This is a genomic window from Nocardia sp. SYP-A9097 (assembly GCF_009649815.1).
Lineage (GTDB): Bacteria > Actinomycetota > Actinomycetes > Mycobacteriales > Mycobacteriaceae > Nocardia.
Genome location: NZ_WJIC01000053.1, coordinates 1 through 14,396 on the forward strand (window position 1 = coordinate 1; position 14,396 = coordinate 14,396).

The 14,396-nt window shown below is 65.2% G+C and carries 13 protein-coding genes and 1 pseudogene; 5 read left to right on the plus strand and 9 right to left on the minus strand.

What is annotated here, in order from left to right; genetic code table 11:
- The first annotated feature begins 276 nt into the window (after positions 1-276).
- Positions 277-1,377 (plus strand): IS4 family transposase, encoded by a 1,101-nt coding sequence (locus tag GFY24_RS39645; RefSeq protein WP_153810269.1) that lies wholly within the window; start codon positions 277-279, stop codon positions 1,375-1,377.
- Positions 1,378-2,207: 830 nt separating this feature from the next.
- Here the strand turns inward: GFY24_RS39645 and GFY24_RS39650 are convergent.
- The 3 genes from GFY24_RS39650 to GFY24_RS42745 form a co-directional block, all read right to left on the minus strand.
- A complete protein-coding gene (locus GFY24_RS39650; RefSeq protein ID WP_309231897.1) occupies positions 2,208-5,528 on the minus strand; it encodes a protein kinase in 3,321 nt (1,106 codons plus the stop codon).
- A gap of 478 nt (positions 5,529-6,006) precedes the next feature.
- Positions 6,007-6,663 (minus strand): AAA family ATPase, encoded by a 657-nt coding sequence (locus GFY24_RS39655; RefSeq protein WP_228567119.1) that lies wholly within the window; start codon positions 6,661-6,663, stop codon positions 6,007-6,009.
- A gap of 154 nt (positions 6,664-6,817) precedes the next feature.
- Entirely contained in the window at positions 6,818-7,585 is a 768-nt protein-coding gene (locus GFY24_RS42745) for a Mu transposase C-terminal domain-containing protein (protein WP_228567120.1), read from the minus strand.
- Positions 7,586-7,757: 172 nt separating this feature from the next.
- Between GFY24_RS42745 and GFY24_RS42750 the strand changes: the two genes are divergently transcribed.
- On the plus strand, positions 7,758-7,994 hold the full coding sequence (locus tag GFY24_RS42750) for a hypothetical protein (protein ID WP_228567125.1): 237 nt from the start codon (positions 7,758-7,760) through the stop codon (positions 7,992-7,994).
- Here the strand turns inward: GFY24_RS42750 and GFY24_RS42755 are convergent.
- A pseudogene (locus tag GFY24_RS42755) lies at positions 7,950-8,204 on the minus strand (helix-turn-helix domain-containing protein); the annotation flags it as partial. The gene GFY24_RS42750 and the pseudogene GFY24_RS42755 sit on opposite strands and share 45 nt — an antisense overlap.
- A gap of 47 nt (positions 8,205-8,251) precedes the next feature.
- Complete coding sequence (locus GFY24_RS39665; RefSeq protein ID WP_153810270.1) at positions 8,252-8,995, minus strand: recombinase family protein; 744 nt, start codon at positions 8,993-8,995, stop codon at positions 8,252-8,254.
- A 541-nt stretch (positions 8,996-9,536) separates the two neighbouring features.
- On the opposite strand from GFY24_RS39665, the gene GFY24_RS39670 reads away from it, so the two are divergent.
- Positions 9,537-10,427, plus strand: a complete 891-nt coding sequence (locus tag GFY24_RS39670; RefSeq protein WP_228567121.1) for a sterol desaturase family protein — start codon at positions 9,537-9,539, stop codon at positions 10,425-10,427.
- Between the two features lie 194 nt (positions 10,428-10,621).
- Complete coding sequence (locus tag GFY24_RS39675) at positions 10,622-11,599, plus strand: oxidoreductase (protein WP_153810272.1); 978 nt, start codon at positions 10,622-10,624, stop codon at positions 11,597-11,599.
- Here GFY24_RS39675 and GFY24_RS39680 read toward each other — a convergent pair.
- The 4 genes from GFY24_RS39680 to GFY24_RS39695 all read right to left on the minus strand — a co-directional run bounded on the left by GFY24_RS39680 (position 11,596) and on the right by GFY24_RS39695 (position 13,162).
- The gene (locus tag GFY24_RS39680; RefSeq protein ID WP_153810273.1) at positions 11,596-11,919 is read right to left on the minus strand and encodes a hypothetical protein; all 324 of its coding nucleotides are present in this window, start codon (positions 11,917-11,919) and stop codon (positions 11,596-11,598) included. The genes GFY24_RS39675 and GFY24_RS39680 overlap by 4 nt on opposite strands.
- On the minus strand, positions 11,916-12,056 hold the full coding sequence (locus GFY24_RS39685; protein ID WP_153810274.1) for a hypothetical protein: 141 nt from the start codon (positions 12,054-12,056) through the stop codon (positions 11,916-11,918). Before GFY24_RS39685 ends, GFY24_RS39680 begins: the two co-directional genes overlap by 4 nt.
- A gap of 9 nt (positions 12,057-12,065) precedes the next feature.
- The gene (locus GFY24_RS39690) at positions 12,066-12,533 is read right to left on the minus strand and encodes a hypothetical protein (protein WP_153810275.1); all 468 of its coding nucleotides are present in this window, start codon (positions 12,531-12,533) and stop codon (positions 12,066-12,068) included.
- Between the two features lie 338 nt (positions 12,534-12,871).
- Positions 12,872-13,162: a hypothetical protein gene (locus GFY24_RS39695; RefSeq protein WP_153810276.1), complete on the minus strand. Its 291-nt coding sequence runs from the start codon at positions 13,160-13,162 to the stop codon at positions 12,872-12,874.
- A gap of 306 nt (positions 13,163-13,468) precedes the next feature.
- On the opposite strand from GFY24_RS39695, the gene GFY24_RS39700 reads away from it, so the two are divergent.
- Positions 13,469-14,389 (plus strand): SAM-dependent methyltransferase, encoded by a 921-nt coding sequence (locus tag GFY24_RS39700; RefSeq protein ID WP_153810277.1) that lies wholly within the window; start codon positions 13,469-13,471, stop codon positions 14,387-14,389.
- Positions 14,390-14,396: the final 7 nt, after the last annotated feature.

Here is a 14,396-nt window from a genome sequence, read left to right on the forward strand (position 1 = left end):
TCGACCGGATCCAGCCCGCCAAGATCTCCCGATCGCCATCACGCAACACCAGAGGGGCAGCTCGCACGGCCCACATTCAACCAGAAACCCATACCGCCCAACAACTTTGGAATCGACCCACTAGCGCCAATGCCGGGAAGTTAGTGGGTGGCTCGGGTCGTCAAGTCTGTGGGTGAGTGGCTGTGTGATCGGCTGGTGTGCTGGTGACTCAGGTGACGAATCATGTTGTCCGGCAGTCTGTACCGGTGATACAGAACCGCGGAACTCCGGGTATTGATGGGTTGTCCTACCAAGACACCCGTCACCACCGCTGGAGTTCCGCTGTCTGCTCAGTCTGTCATTCCTCGCGCCGCCGCGGTAGCGGCGGGCGCGTTCGCTCCCGGCCATCTGGGCGAGTTGACCCAGATCGTGCCGTTCGAGATGGTCGATGAGGTACTCGCGGCGACACTGAGCGTGCAACGACGAGTCCGGGATCTGCCGTCGCGGGTCGTGGTGTATCTGCTGCTCGCGGGCGGATTGTTCGCCGAACTCGGCTATGGGCAGGTGTGGGCGCGGTTGACCGCCGGCCTGGATACGGTGGCGCAGCCGAGTGTTTCGGCGCTGACCCAGGCACGGCGGCGGGTCGGGGTGAAACCGTTGCGGGCGTTGTTCGAGCTGGTGGCCGGCCCCGACGCCTCGACACCACGGTGGCGGGGCCTGCTGGTCTGCGCCCTCGACGGCACCCCGATGGCGGTGCCCGACAGCGCAGCGAACCTGACCCGTTTCGCCCGTCAGGCCGGTCACCACGGTGGCACCGGATATCCGCTGCTACGACTGCTCACCGTCGTGGCCTGCGGCACCCGCACCCTTCTGGACGCCGTGTTCGGTCCGGCCGGGATCGGCGAAACCAGCTACGCGCCAACGCTTGTGCGCTGCCTGCGACCGGGCATGTTGGTGCTGGCCGACCGCAACTTCGCCGTCGCCTCCCTGATCGGCGCGATCGCGGCCACCGACGCGGACCTACTCATCCGCTGCAAGGACAACCGCACGCTCGCCCGGATCGGGCGTTGCCCGGACGGCTCTTACCTGACCGTTCTCGACGGGGTGAGGCTGCGTGTCATCGCCGCTGAGATCACCGTCACCGGCACCGGGAAACACCACCGCAAACACCACGTCGGCCGTTACCGCCTGCCGACCACCCTCACTGATCACCGACGGTTCCCGGCCACCGAGATCGTCGAGCTCTATCACCAGCGCTGGGAAATCGAAACCTCCTACCTGGAACTGAAATCCAGCATCCTGGGCGGGCGGGTGCTGCGCGCCCGCACCAACTACCCAGCCGCCATCACCGTCACAATCCTCGAGCCAACCAACTTGACAACCGACCCCCCGCCCTAACTACCCGGCATTGCAACTAGACCAACGACACTATGCCAACCGAAGGTGCCAATGGGATTCCGCCGGATGGCTCGGGCCGTCCTCGACAGCTGTCCGATCCGGTAATAGGTGCGCGTAGATCATCCCCGCAATCAGGTCACTCGCACCTCTTTCCGGATTGATAGGGGTGGGTCTATCTGGGAAGGGGTGCGTGTGCCGCGCATAATCCGAGAATGCCTGCGAGTGCCGGACGGTCGCATGGCGTGAACAACGGGTCGCCGCGACTTACCGGCGCACATTCCACCAATGCAGCGATGGTGGACCGGTGGGGTCCGTTCGACGCGCGAGATCGGCGTCGGCGGTGGCGTGCGTGCCAGTGCGCGCGGGTCTTGACACCTCGCGTCGGCAGGGGTGCAATCAACATGCTTGAACCCCCCTGGGTTCGGTCTGCGTGTAAGACGACGGCGGCAACCGTCGAACGAAGGAATGGCCGGGTATCGGTGCCCGGCTTTCTTCGTGTTGTCAGGTCAGCGGCAGCCCTCCATTCGTCGAACGACTATGTGGTGTCGGCTGCGGTACGGACCGCGTCGAGCATTGCTCCGGCTGAGGGCCGTCTTCTCCTCGCACGGCCTTGATCTTGTGACGATATCCGCTCGCCAGACCTGCGGCATTGCTCGTAGTGGCCAGCGAGCGCACGCTGTCGTGTCCAGGCTCAGCCTTCAGTTGCACACGCACCCTCGGCGGACTACACGCAACTCTTTCCGGATCGGACAGTGGTCTCGGCGATCGATGAGACGATAGACGGCCTCGAGCTACCCCCGGGGGCCGGATCCCGTTTCCGGTCGGCACGGTCAATGAATCTGTCGTTCGGCGTCTTCTGCGATCCAGGCCGCGATTTGTGCGCGGGAGGTGAATTCGAGTTTGGTGAGGATGTGCTCGACGTGGCCTTGGGCGGTGCGTTGGGAGATCACGAGTTTGGCGGCGATCTGTTTGTTGGTGAGGCCTTGCGCGATGAGGTTCGCGACCTGGTTCTCACGCTTGGTGAGAGCCGCGGCCGGACCCGATGTGGGCACCGTGTCGGCAGGTTTCTCGCCGAGTGCATAAGCTACGGCATCGTCCATCCCCATCGCTCTGCCTTTGCGGAATGCCACATCGAATCTGCGGGCGCCGAGAGCGGATCGTGTTGTCCGGACACATTCGTCGTGATTGTCCACCATCGGCAAGATGGGCTCAGGGTTACCCATGGACCGCTCCAGTTCTTCTACGGCTCCCATCAGGACGGCTGCACGCTCGGCGTCACCGTTGGCGCCGACAACCCAGGACAACGTCTCGAGGCCCATCGCGGCGAGGATCGGACTGCGCATTCGCCGGTTGACTCGCAGTGCGTCCTCGACCAATTCGGTTGCCCGGGACCATTCCCCTTGCTGCCAGGCGGCAACACCCAGGCCCCACAACGCGCTCGATCGGAAGAGCGATTCACCGACCTCTTCGGTGATGGAAATCAACTGCTGGTAACACTCGATCGCCGCTTTTGAATTACCGGCCAGTGCGTGCACCGCACCGAGCACTGCCAAAGCCCCAGCATAAGGAAATCCTTGCCGATTCGAACTGAGCATCCCGACAGCGCGTTCCAACGAGGAGACCGCCAGAGCAAGCTCCCCGCGATGGAGCGCCACGCAGCCGTCGGCGTAGGCGATCAGTGCCTGGTCTATCGGGGTGGGAACCTGTTCGGCGAGCACGCGTCCTTCCTCGGCGAAGGCGGCAGCCGCCGGCACGTCGCCCTGCAACACCGCTATAACGCAGCCGACGTAAAGCGCTTTAACACGGTCGTGTGCGGATTGCCTGGCAGGGTGGTCGAGGAGCCGGTCGATCCAGCGACGACCTTCGCTGTACAGACCTCGGAAAGCCCAGAACACGGAGAGTGCGGCGGCGGTCTGTAGTCCGGCTTCGGCTGCCTGCTCGGTGTTTTCGGCCAGGCTGTATTCGAGCGCGTCGCGCAGGTTGGATTGTTCGCGTTCGAGCCTGGCGTTCCAGTAGGGCTGCCGGTCGCTGATCCACCCGGCCTCCGCGGCCAGCGCCAATTGGTGGCACCAGTCGCGGTGCCGGCGCCGTAACTGCTGATCCTCACCAGACTCGCGCAGCTTCTCTCGGCCGTAGTCGCGGACCGTCTCCAGCATCCGGAACCGCACCACACCATCCGACTCCTCGCGGATCACGATCGACTTATCCACCAGCGAGGACAGCACATCGACCGGATTCTCAGGAGCAAGATCTGCGCCGCAGACCTGTTCAGCGGCATCGAGTTCGTAGCCTCCGGCGAATATCGACAGCCGGGCCCACAGCCGCTGCTCCACCGGGGTGCACAATTCGTAGCTCCAGTCGACGCACCATCGCAGGGTCTGCTGCCGGGTGGGCGCGGTGCGGCTGGCGCGGGTCAGCAGTGCATATCGATCGTCGAGGCGGTGCAGGATCTGCTCGGGCGACATGGTGCGCATCCGCGCTGCGGCCAGCTCGATCGCCAGCGGCAATCCGTCCAACCGGGCGCAGATCCGAGCCACGGCTGCCTTGTTGTCGTCAGACAGTTCCAGACCCGGCACCACCGCGGTCGCCCGATCGGCGAACAAGGTCACCGCATCGTAGCGTCGCAGTTCCTGCGCCGACGGCTCCCGATCCGGGTCCGGTACCGTCAGCGGCGACACACGCACCACCGCCTCCCCGGCGATATCCAGCGGTTCGCGGCTGGTGACCAGGATCCGCAGGTCCGGACAGCTCCGCAACCATGTCTCGACCAGTTCCGCCACCGCCGCCACCAGCTGCTCGCAGTTGTCCAACACCAGCAGCGACTTCCGCGTGGACAGGAACTCGACCAACACCTCGGGCAACGGCCGCGCCGGATCATCGCGCAACCCCAGGGCGGCCGCCACCGCGTTGACCAGCAGGGACGGGTCGTGGACATCGGCCAACTCGACCAACCACACCCCGTCGGCGAACTCCCGGCGCGTGGTCGCGACCGCCCGCAACGCCAGCCGCGTCTTACCGACACCACCGATCCCGGTCAACGCCACCAGCCGGGCCGCCGACAGCAGATTCCTCACCTCCGCCAGCTCAGAGCGGCGGCCGACGAAACTGGTCAACTCCAGCGGCAACGTACCCGCACCCTGGGAAATCGGCGGCCCAGGCGGGCACCACCCCAGCGTGGCGGGCTTGTGGTCCCGGCGCTCTGGGGCAGGCTCGGGGCGCAACGCCATCTCGTCGACGGTGAACCCGTGGTGGCGCTTCGCCCGCTGGATCGCCTCCCCCAGCGCGGCTGCCGACGGCCGTTGAAGGGGATCGCGGCTCATCCCCGCCGCGATCACCGCGGAGACGTCGCCGGCGATGCCGTGCTCGCGCAGGTCCGGCACCGGCTGGGCGGTGATCCGCAGGAACTGGGTCACCACGCTCTCTCCGCTGCGACGTTCGAACGCCGCATGCCCGGTCAGCGCACAGAACAGAGTGGCACCCAGCCCGTAGACATCCGCAGCCGGCGTAGGATCCTGACCCTCGAGCACCTCCGGGGCCGTGAACGCCGGCGACCCGGCCAGAGTGCCCGCGGTCGTCTCGAACCCCCCGGCGATCCGCGCGATACCGAAATCCGTCAGCGCGGGCTCGCCGTAATCGGTCAGCAGCACATTGCCCGGCTTCACATCCCGATGCACGATGCCGAGGCGATGCGCGCTCTCCAGCGCCCCGGCGATCTTCACCCCGATCCACAACACGGTCTCAACCGGCAATGGACCCTGCCCGCGGATCCGTGCCTCCAGAGAGCCGACCGGGTAATACGGCATCACCAGATAGGGTCGTCCGCTCGCGGTGGTACCCGCCTGCAGCATCGTGACGATGTTCGGATGCCCGGTCAGCCGGCCCATCGCTTGCTGCTCCCGTAAGAACCGCGCCCGGTTCTCTGCGTCCAGCTCAGCGGTCAGGATCTTCACCGCCACCGTCCGATCCAGCTCGGTCTGTGTGCAGCGATAGACCACACCGAAACCGCCCCGCCCGACCTCCTCGGCATCCTCGAACCCGGCTGCGGCCAACTCGTCCGTGACCGGCTCGAATACGTCACGAACTGTCTGGAACCGATCATCCTCGCTCATCAGCAGCCCACCATCCACCGGCGTCCCGGCACCGAGCAACACCCGCCAGATCCTCGTTAATACACAGCGTATCCCCACGAACCTCGACAACCGAGCTATCGGGAACGTGCACGTTGACCGATAATTCAATACCGTCACTCCGTGACGGCTACCGGGGCGAGAGTCGTTCGCGGGAAGGGTCTTCCGGCGTCGGCCTCTGCGGTAGTGGCGTAACCGCCGGATCCCGCGCAATTGCACCACTACCCCGTCGTGGAGCGTGGCGGAGATCCAGTTGGGGTTATCCCGTCGCATTCTCACGTCCGATCATCCGGCCGGGGTCTTCCTTCGTGGAGTTCCTGCGCTACAAGGAGCTGACCAACAACTTCTAGCCCGCGTGCGAAACGTCGGCGGCTGCCGCGATGGTCCGATTGCTGCTCAGGCCGGTTCCGGAGTCGTGCACTACTGCGACGCGGGGTGTGAATGGGACGGTCACTGCGGAACCCTGTGACTCGCAGCAATAGATGGCGGTGTTTTCGCGCTGTCAGGTGGCGCCGATGACGAGGGTGCTGCGGGCGGTTTCGACGACGTCGGCGGTGATGGTGTGGAGTTCGTTGATCTTCATGATCCGGTGGATCTGGGCGAAGAGTCGTTGCAGGAGACGGAAATTGCCGCCGGTGATGCGGGCGACCGCGGCCACGGCCTGGGCGTCGGTGAAGTCGCCGGGGTCCAGCTCCAGACCGAGTTTGTGCCAGTGCCGGGTCAGCACGAAGGTCAGCTCCTCGCCGGTCAAAGGCCGGTAGTGGTGGGCGAATCCGACCCGGCTGTAGAGCTGCGGATAGCGGGAGAAGGTCTTCTCGATGCCGGGCATCCCGATGAACAGCAGTCCGTGCTCGCCGCGGTCGTATCGGTCCCGCAGGTGCTCGATCCCGGTGGCCGAGAGGCGTTCGGATTCATCGATGACGACCAGTTCGACGTAGTCGGGCATCGGACACGGGCCAGGGCGTGTGTCCACGTGCTGGTCGATACAGATATTGACCCGGCTGTGCAGGCGTTTGAGGTCCTCGCGCAGTTCACGCGGGGCGGCCGCGACGGTCGGCGTGTAGAACACGGTGCGCGAGCGCGCCAGCGCGGCGTAGATCTCTTTGTCCGACTCCTCGCGGGGACCCAGCCCGTGAGCAGGGATTCGGCCTTGTCCCATCGCGCGTAGCGAGATGCGGAGAGGGTCTTGCCGAGTCCTGCTGCGCCGTAGCAGATTCCGATGGTCCGGTCGCGTTTGACGGTGTCGGCGAACTCGACGAAGCGCCGGTGTTCCTTCGTGGCGATGAACGGCCAGTTCCGTAGCTGCGGCATGTTCACTCCTCGAGGTAAGCGCGAAGAGGTGGTGCCGGTGGTGGTTTCGCCGTCCGCGGCGGCGTGGGTGAGCGCGATGGTGCGGGTAGGTAGTCGCTCACCACGGTGATGCGTTCATTGACCTGCGCTCGGACCCGCTGACGGTAGGCACGGCGGGCGGCTTGTATGTCCTTGAGCCCGATGGTGTCCCCGGTGTGGTCGGGGCTGATGGCCTTGCACAGGAACCGGTTGTGGTGGAAGACCCGGATCTCGGTGATGTCGCGCGGGTCGTAGCGGATGGTGACCGATTCGCGCACGTACGCGGCCAGGGTGGGGTGCAGGAATCGCAGGCCCTGGAAGTGGATGCCGTCGCGGTGCACCATCCGCGGTGTGGCGACTTGGACCAGGAGCAGGTCGAGGTGTTCGAGACTTTCGGGCATGCGCGAGAGCCAGCCGTCCGCGATCCAGGCTTGTTGCGGGGTGCAACCGATTTCCGAGTGCACGCGCTGGTGATAGGTGGCGGTGAGGAATCGGCCGATCTGCTCATCGAGCTCGCGCAGCGACAGTGTCGGCGCGGTGACCGGCTTACCTGCCATGAGATGGCCGGGCAGTTCGGTGAGCAGTTCGGTGTTGATGGTGCCGAAGAACCGCTCGATCTTCCCGCGCCCTTGAGGCCGCGCCACGGTGGAGTGCACGATCTGGAACTTCAGATCCGCCGCCACGTGGGCGAGGTGTTCGCTGGTGAAATCGCTGCCATGGTCGACGTACAGTATCTCGGGCAGCCCGCACATCGGCCATGTCGGATTTGGTCCAGATCGCTTGTCGCAGAGCCAATGAGGTGTTCAGCGCTGAGGGCGCGCCCAGGGTGACGGTGTAGCCGGGCACCACACGTGAGCAGTCATCGAGCACCACGGTCAGCCATGGCCGGCGCGCGGTATCGGCGTCCAGGACCAAGATGTCGAGTTGGGTGTGATCGACCTGCCACATCGTGTTCGGGCACTCGGCGCGGCGTCGGTAGACCAGCTCGTAGGTATCGCGGAACGCGACCGCTCCCTCGTGCGCGAGGGTGAGCAGGGCCGGGTCGAGTGCGGTGACGATCGAGCGAACAGTGTTGTAGGACACCGGAACCCAGCCCTGATCGGCGGCGATGCGGGTGGCGCGGCGGGTGATCGCCGCCAGCGACGGGCGCGGGCGGCGTAGCGCCATACCCTCGATCAATGCCACCAGGTCCGGGTGGGTGCGCCGGTCTCCGGATCGGCGTCGGGCTGGCGCCAGTCCGGTCATGCCGGCGGTTCGGTAGCGGTGCAGCCATCGTTGCGCGGTGCGCAGCGGCACACCCGCTTCGGTCGCGGCGCGCGTGAGCGGTACGTCGTCGTGAAGATGGGGTCGCAGTACTTCGAAGCGGTGCATCGCTTCTCGGCGGTCCGCGTCGGTCAATCCGGTCAGTTCGACCGTGCTCACGCCTCCATTTTCGCTGTGGCTGCGGACATATGGCGGTAAATGGTGGGGCGGGTGACACCGAATTCGGCGGCGATCTGCTCCACGGTGTAGCGGCGCTTGCCGTGGTCGTCGAGTTCGTCGTACATCTGCCGCGCCAATGCCACCTGCCGCGGCCCGAGTTTGGGCTTCTGCCCACCGGTACGCCCACGAGCGCGCGCAGCGGCCAGGCCGTCGCGAGTGCACTCAGACATGAGGGCATGCTCGGATTCGGCGATGGAGCCCAGGATTTGGAAGAACATGCGCCCCACCGCGGTGGAGGTGTCGATGCCCTGATCCAGCACCACCAGGTTCACGTTCCGGTCTTGGAGGGTTTTGGACAGTTCGATGAGGTGCTCGAGGGACCGGCCGAGCCGGTCGAGTTTGGTGACCACGAGTTGGTCCTCGGGTCGGTTGGCCACCAGCAACGCTTTGCTCAACTCGGGGCGGGAGGCGAGCTTGCCCGAGGCCTTGTCGATGAAGATCTGTTCGCACCCGGCGGCGGTGAGCGCGTCGTGCTGGGCTTCGGGATGCCCATCGCGAGTGGAGACCCGTCCGTAGCCGATGCGGATGGCGCGCAGTGTATTGCGAACCCCAGACAGGTTGACATTGGCGCGTACACGGCAAGCTTTACAAAAGCGACCTGCGGGAACATCCTGCGCCGCAGAGTGTCTCGCGAACGTTCGTATCCGGACACTGCTAACCCAAACGACAGCCCTACACATTCAACCGAAGACGCGGGTGCAGCTGCCCGAAGCTGTCGGTCGAGCAGATCGCCTCGGAAGTCATACGCGGCATCGCCGCAGGCCGCCACCGGATCATGCCCGGCCGACTGACTCGACTGGCGGTCGTGTCCCAACGCCTCGCGCCAGGCATGGCCGCAGCCGTCGCACGGCGACGGATCGCAGCGGTGCGCAAGGGTCCGCACCGCTGAGGAGCTGGTTATGGATCAGTCCCCTATCTGCGGTATTCACCCATGAGATCTGCGGTCGACGAGAATCGGCCGCACACTCCGAAAGTGGAAGCTCTTGCTCACTGCGGCTTCGACTACGGGCATCGCGCTCTGGACGGCCATGGGCTCCTGGACGCACTCATCGAGCAAGCCGCAGTGCCGGCCACCACCCGGTATCTCGCGCAACGGGCGAATTCAGCTGACCTGGCGCGTCTGATTATCCACGACACCAGGAACACTCCAGTGCGGACTGCGTGTCGTAGGTCACCAACAGTGCTGTAACTGATACTTTGCCAGCTAGCCGATCCGAGGAGATGGAGATGCTGGCGGAGCTGTGGCGCGAGCCGGTGCTCTACGCGCTGCCCGTTTTCGCGTTGTCGATAGTGATCGAGGTGTGGCTACTGCGCGATCACGACGAGCAGGTCACTGGCTACCTCGCCCGTGACTCCGGCATCAGTTTCATTATCGGTTTCGGGGGGCTGGTTGCGATGGCGATCTTGAAGCTCGCCACCCTGGCGTTGTTCGTGTTCCTGTGGGAGTGTGTGGCGCTGTGGCACATTCCGGCCAACACCTGGTGGAGTTGGCTGCTGCTGATGGTGACCGTCGACTTCGCCTATTACTGGGACCACCGGTTCACCCACCGTGTGCGTCTCGGGTGGGCGGGCCATCAGGTCCACCACTCGAGTGAGTACCTCAACGTCGGCAACGCCCTGCGCCTGAAGTGGAACCCGTGGTTCGAAGCCGTCGTCTGGACGCCGCTGCCGCTCCTGGGATTCGCGCCGTGGACGATCTACTTCGCCTTCATATTCAATCTCGTCTACCAGTTCTTCACCCACACAGAGATAATCGGCAGGCTGCCACGCCCGATCGAATACTTGCTCAACACTCCCTCGCATCATCGCGTGCACCACGGCCGCGACCCGGAATACCTGGACAAGAACTACGGCGGCATCCTGATCATCTGGGATCGCCTATTCGGCACCTATCAAGAGGAATTGCACCGCCCGAGCTACGGGCTGACCAAACCAGTCGGCACCCACAACGTCCTGAAACTGCAGTACCACGAGTACGGCAACATCATCCGCGATGTACGTGGTGCTCGCGGGTGGCGCAACAAGCTCGGCTACATCTTCGCCCCGCCCGGCTGGCAGCCCAAGGACCTACGCGCGCCCGCCACAGTGACCACGACCTCTGCGAAGGGGTGATCCGGGAAACCCGCAAACGCGCCGACAAATACTCGGCCGACTCGGGGCGGGCCGAAACTGGCAGTCCGACCTTCGGCAATTGTGTTGTAGCCGGATTCATAGCTCGCCATGAGCGATCTTCTCTGTCGATCGTCCCTGGCTGGTTCGATCGATTAAATTGTCTCAGACGGCAATCTGAACAGGAGTGTGACCGGATGACCGAGGTGCAATCGGCCCCGACCGATACCGCAACGCCCCCCTTCCTTCCGCGCCGCTGGACCACGGCCGATATCCCCGACCAGCAGGGCCGGACCGCCGTGGTCACCGGCGCCAACAGCGGCCTGGGCCTGCGCACCGCCGAGGCCCTGGCCGCCAAGGGTGCGCACGTGATCATGGCGTGCCGCAACGAACTCAAGGCCGCTGCCGCCCTGGAGTCGGTGTTCGCGGCGGCCACTGGCCCGAAACCCGAAGTGCTGCCGCTGGATCTGGCGGACCTGTCCTCGGTGCGCCGCGCGGCGGACCACCTCGACATGCGCGGGGCGGGCATCGATCTGCTCATCAACAACGCCGGAGTCATGGCTCTGCCCAGGAGCATCCGCACCGCGGACGGTTTCGACGCCCAGTTCGGCACCAACCATCTGGGTCACTACGCCCTCACCGGTCTCCTGCTCCCCGCCCTCCTCCGCGCCGAAGCCCCCCGCGTGGTCACGATCTCCTCGGTGGCGGCCTGGGGCGGTTTCATCAACTGGTCCGACCCCAATTGGCGAGTTCTCCATCTCCGCTGGCTCGCCTACAGCCAATCCAAACTCGCGAACCTCCTCTTCACGGCGGAACTCCACCGCCGTGCCCGCGCCGCCGGCACTCGCCTGACCGCCGTGGCCGCCCACCCCGGTCTCTCCTCGACCCATCTCTACGACTCCGACGGCGAGAAAGGTGTAGGCGCGAGACTGGCCGCGGCCCAGCAGCGAATGATCTTCTCCCTGGCTCAATCCGACCGCATGGGCGCGCTGCCCCAGCTCTACGCTGCGACCACCCCGGGTCTACGCGGAAACTCATACGTAGGCCCGGCTTTCGAAGCCTTCGGCTACCCTCGCAGGGCTTTGCGAAACCCCTTGGCCTACAGCCGCCTCCAGGCCGGCGCCCTGTGGCGGATGAGCGAGCGACTGACCGACGTGCACTACGAGTGGCCCTAGGTGGCTGGTGACGGTTCGGGGCGATCAAGTAGCTCGGGTTGGTTACGAATCTGCGGGCTGGGCGGTTCGGACGATCGCTCCGGGGTACTCAGCGCGGTCGGGAATAGAGCACCGTGCCAGGCGGCCTTCCAGAGCACGTTGGCGTGCGAATGAAGTTTGCCCAGTTCGTAGCGATCACGCGTATCGCGAATATCTTTCAGGCGGAGGGCAAGTGCAGCGAGGTGTTCGTTTATCAGCTTCAGTGCTTCCCGGTCGACGGGTATGCGCTGACGCTCCAGCTTGGCGATAGCGTCGTCGAGTTCCTGGCGTAAGTCGCTCATTGCCGGCTTCCCGGCTGAGGCGCGCCGAGTGTGGCGCGCTCCTCGTCGGTGAGATGGCGGTACGCCCATGCCGCCCAAGGCATTCCCTGGCCGTCGATCCATTCGCCGGCGCTGGTCTCGCGCAGCACGGCCGCCATCGACTGAGCTCAGGCCATCCAGCGGCCCGGGCTCTGTCGATGGCGGCCGCGTTGACGTTGTCGTAGACACTCATATGTCAATGGTGCTCTGCGGCACGGACATCCGGAGGGCGCTGTAGATTCGACGGACCTCGGCCCGCCGGTCACCTCCAGGTCCTTGCGCGCCTCCCGGCACGCCTGCACGGCATGCTCCGGCAACAGCATCCGCCGCCACCCGTTCACCGACTTCGGAAACGGCTTGCGCACCCACCCACCCGCGCCGGATCCCTTCACCTCGACCAGCGTCCCCGTCACATCGCGGAAGGGGATCGCAGCATCGAGATCGATATCCTCCACACGCACGGCGAAGACTTTGTGCGGGCGCATCCCCGTGCCGCAGATCAGGTCGGTCACCCACACCACCGACCAGTCGCGCGGCGGGCCGGACGTATATGCCGGGGTGCCGGGAACCACGTCCCCGGCCGCCCACGCACGCACGCACCTGAGACCTGAAGCCCGACAAAGCATCCTGGTCCTGGACCTTGCCACGAGCAGGGGTGCTACGGCGGGTGAACGCGCTCACACCATCGACAGGATTAGTGTCGAGCGCGGCATGACGGACCGCGATCTGCATCATCGCTCGCAGAATAATCTTGTGCTGCTTGGCCTTACGACGCAGACCCTGAGCGACGAGACGCTCGAGATGACGATCGAGTTCACCGGCAGTGGCCTGCCACACCTGCAGGTTGCCGATCGAGTTCTCGATCTTGATCGTCCCCGGCTGAGCGGACGAATTCCGGCGCCAACACCTACTGGTACCAGTGCGGTTGGAACGTTCATGGCTTCGCGAGATCTTGCCGAAACGCCTGGGTCTCAGGTGGCATCGCCGCAAGCGCGGCGAAAGTGTCGTCGGCAGTGACCAAGTGCTCGACACAGACGACCATCGCGTTTCCGTTCGGGTCGTTCACGTCATCGGCCACCGTCCAGTCACCGTCGGCCCAGTGGATAGCCACGCGGGCCGGCTCGGTCCCCTCTATGACGGTTCGTTGCACAACCATCCCGAGGTTTTGCGGGAACTGGTTGTTCGGATACGGCCAGGGCACGCCCCGCCGAACTTCATGAGCCACCGTGGCAGTGTGTCAGCCCACAGCGTCAGGGCCGACCGCGAAGCGGTTACAAAGCCCCCCCGGAGCGCGCCTATCGGCATCACCGACCGCCATTGACCAGCCCAGCGGCCTGGCTCTCATGGATGGCCGGGCTGATTGAAGCGGCGACTGGCGTCCCCGCAGTCGCCCGTCGACCGACCGGCTCGATCAATATCTCCATCCCTGATGCGGTCAGGGTGTTCGCGTTGTGGGACGTGAGGCCCAACCTGCCATTTGTGTTGCTGAAAAGTTGCTGCCCGGCTCGCCGGGCGGGTATCTTGGGTGGTCATGACAACCGGGAACGAGTCTGCGGGAGCAACGTCGGCCGAATGGGACATTGTCACCGGCGTGGGGCTCACCGCGCTCGTAGTCGCGGCGGGCCGGGCGATGGAGACGCACCGCGATGGCGGGTTGGTGTCGGACCCCTATGCGGAAGCGTTCGTACAAGCGGCCGCCCCGCCGATTCATGTGCCGACTCGGTTGGACGCGGCCGAGCACGATCTTGATATTCCCTGGGCGCCGATGGCCTCTTATATGGGAGTGCGGTCGCGGTACTTCGACGACTACTTCACCGCGGTGTCGAGAGCTGGGGTGTCCCAGATGGTTCTGCTCGCCGCGGGGTTGGATACCCGCGCATTCCGACTGGACTGGCCGGAGCAGACCACGGTCTATGAGCTGGATGCGCCGAAGGTGCTGGCGTTCAAGGACCGCGTCCTGCTCGAGCGGGGTGCGCGTTCCCGGACACGACGGCGGGCGGTCGCGGTGGATTTGCGGGAGGAATGGACACAGCCGTTGCGACAGGCCGGTTTTGATCCGTCTCGGCCTTCGGCCTGGCTGGCCGAGGGGCTGTTGCCCTTCCTGCCGAACGCGGCCAAGGAACGGCTGCTGTCGACGGTCGACGAACTCGCTGTCGCGGGCAGCAGCTTCGAATTGGAGCACATCGACGATCTGGCGAGGGTGCGCCGCGATCCGGAATTCCAGGAGCGGTGGACCCGCATGGCTGAGCGAATGGGTTTCGATATCACCCAGCTGTGGCCGGACGAGGAGGACTTTCCCGTCGATACCTGGTTGAGCGAGCACGGGTGGACCGTGACGGTCGAGCGCGCCGATGATGTGGCGCAGCGATATGGCGCACAGTTCGCGGAGCAGACGGTGTTCCCGACTCACGCGGTTCGGTTCATCACGGCACGACAATCCGACAAAACGTAGGAACTAT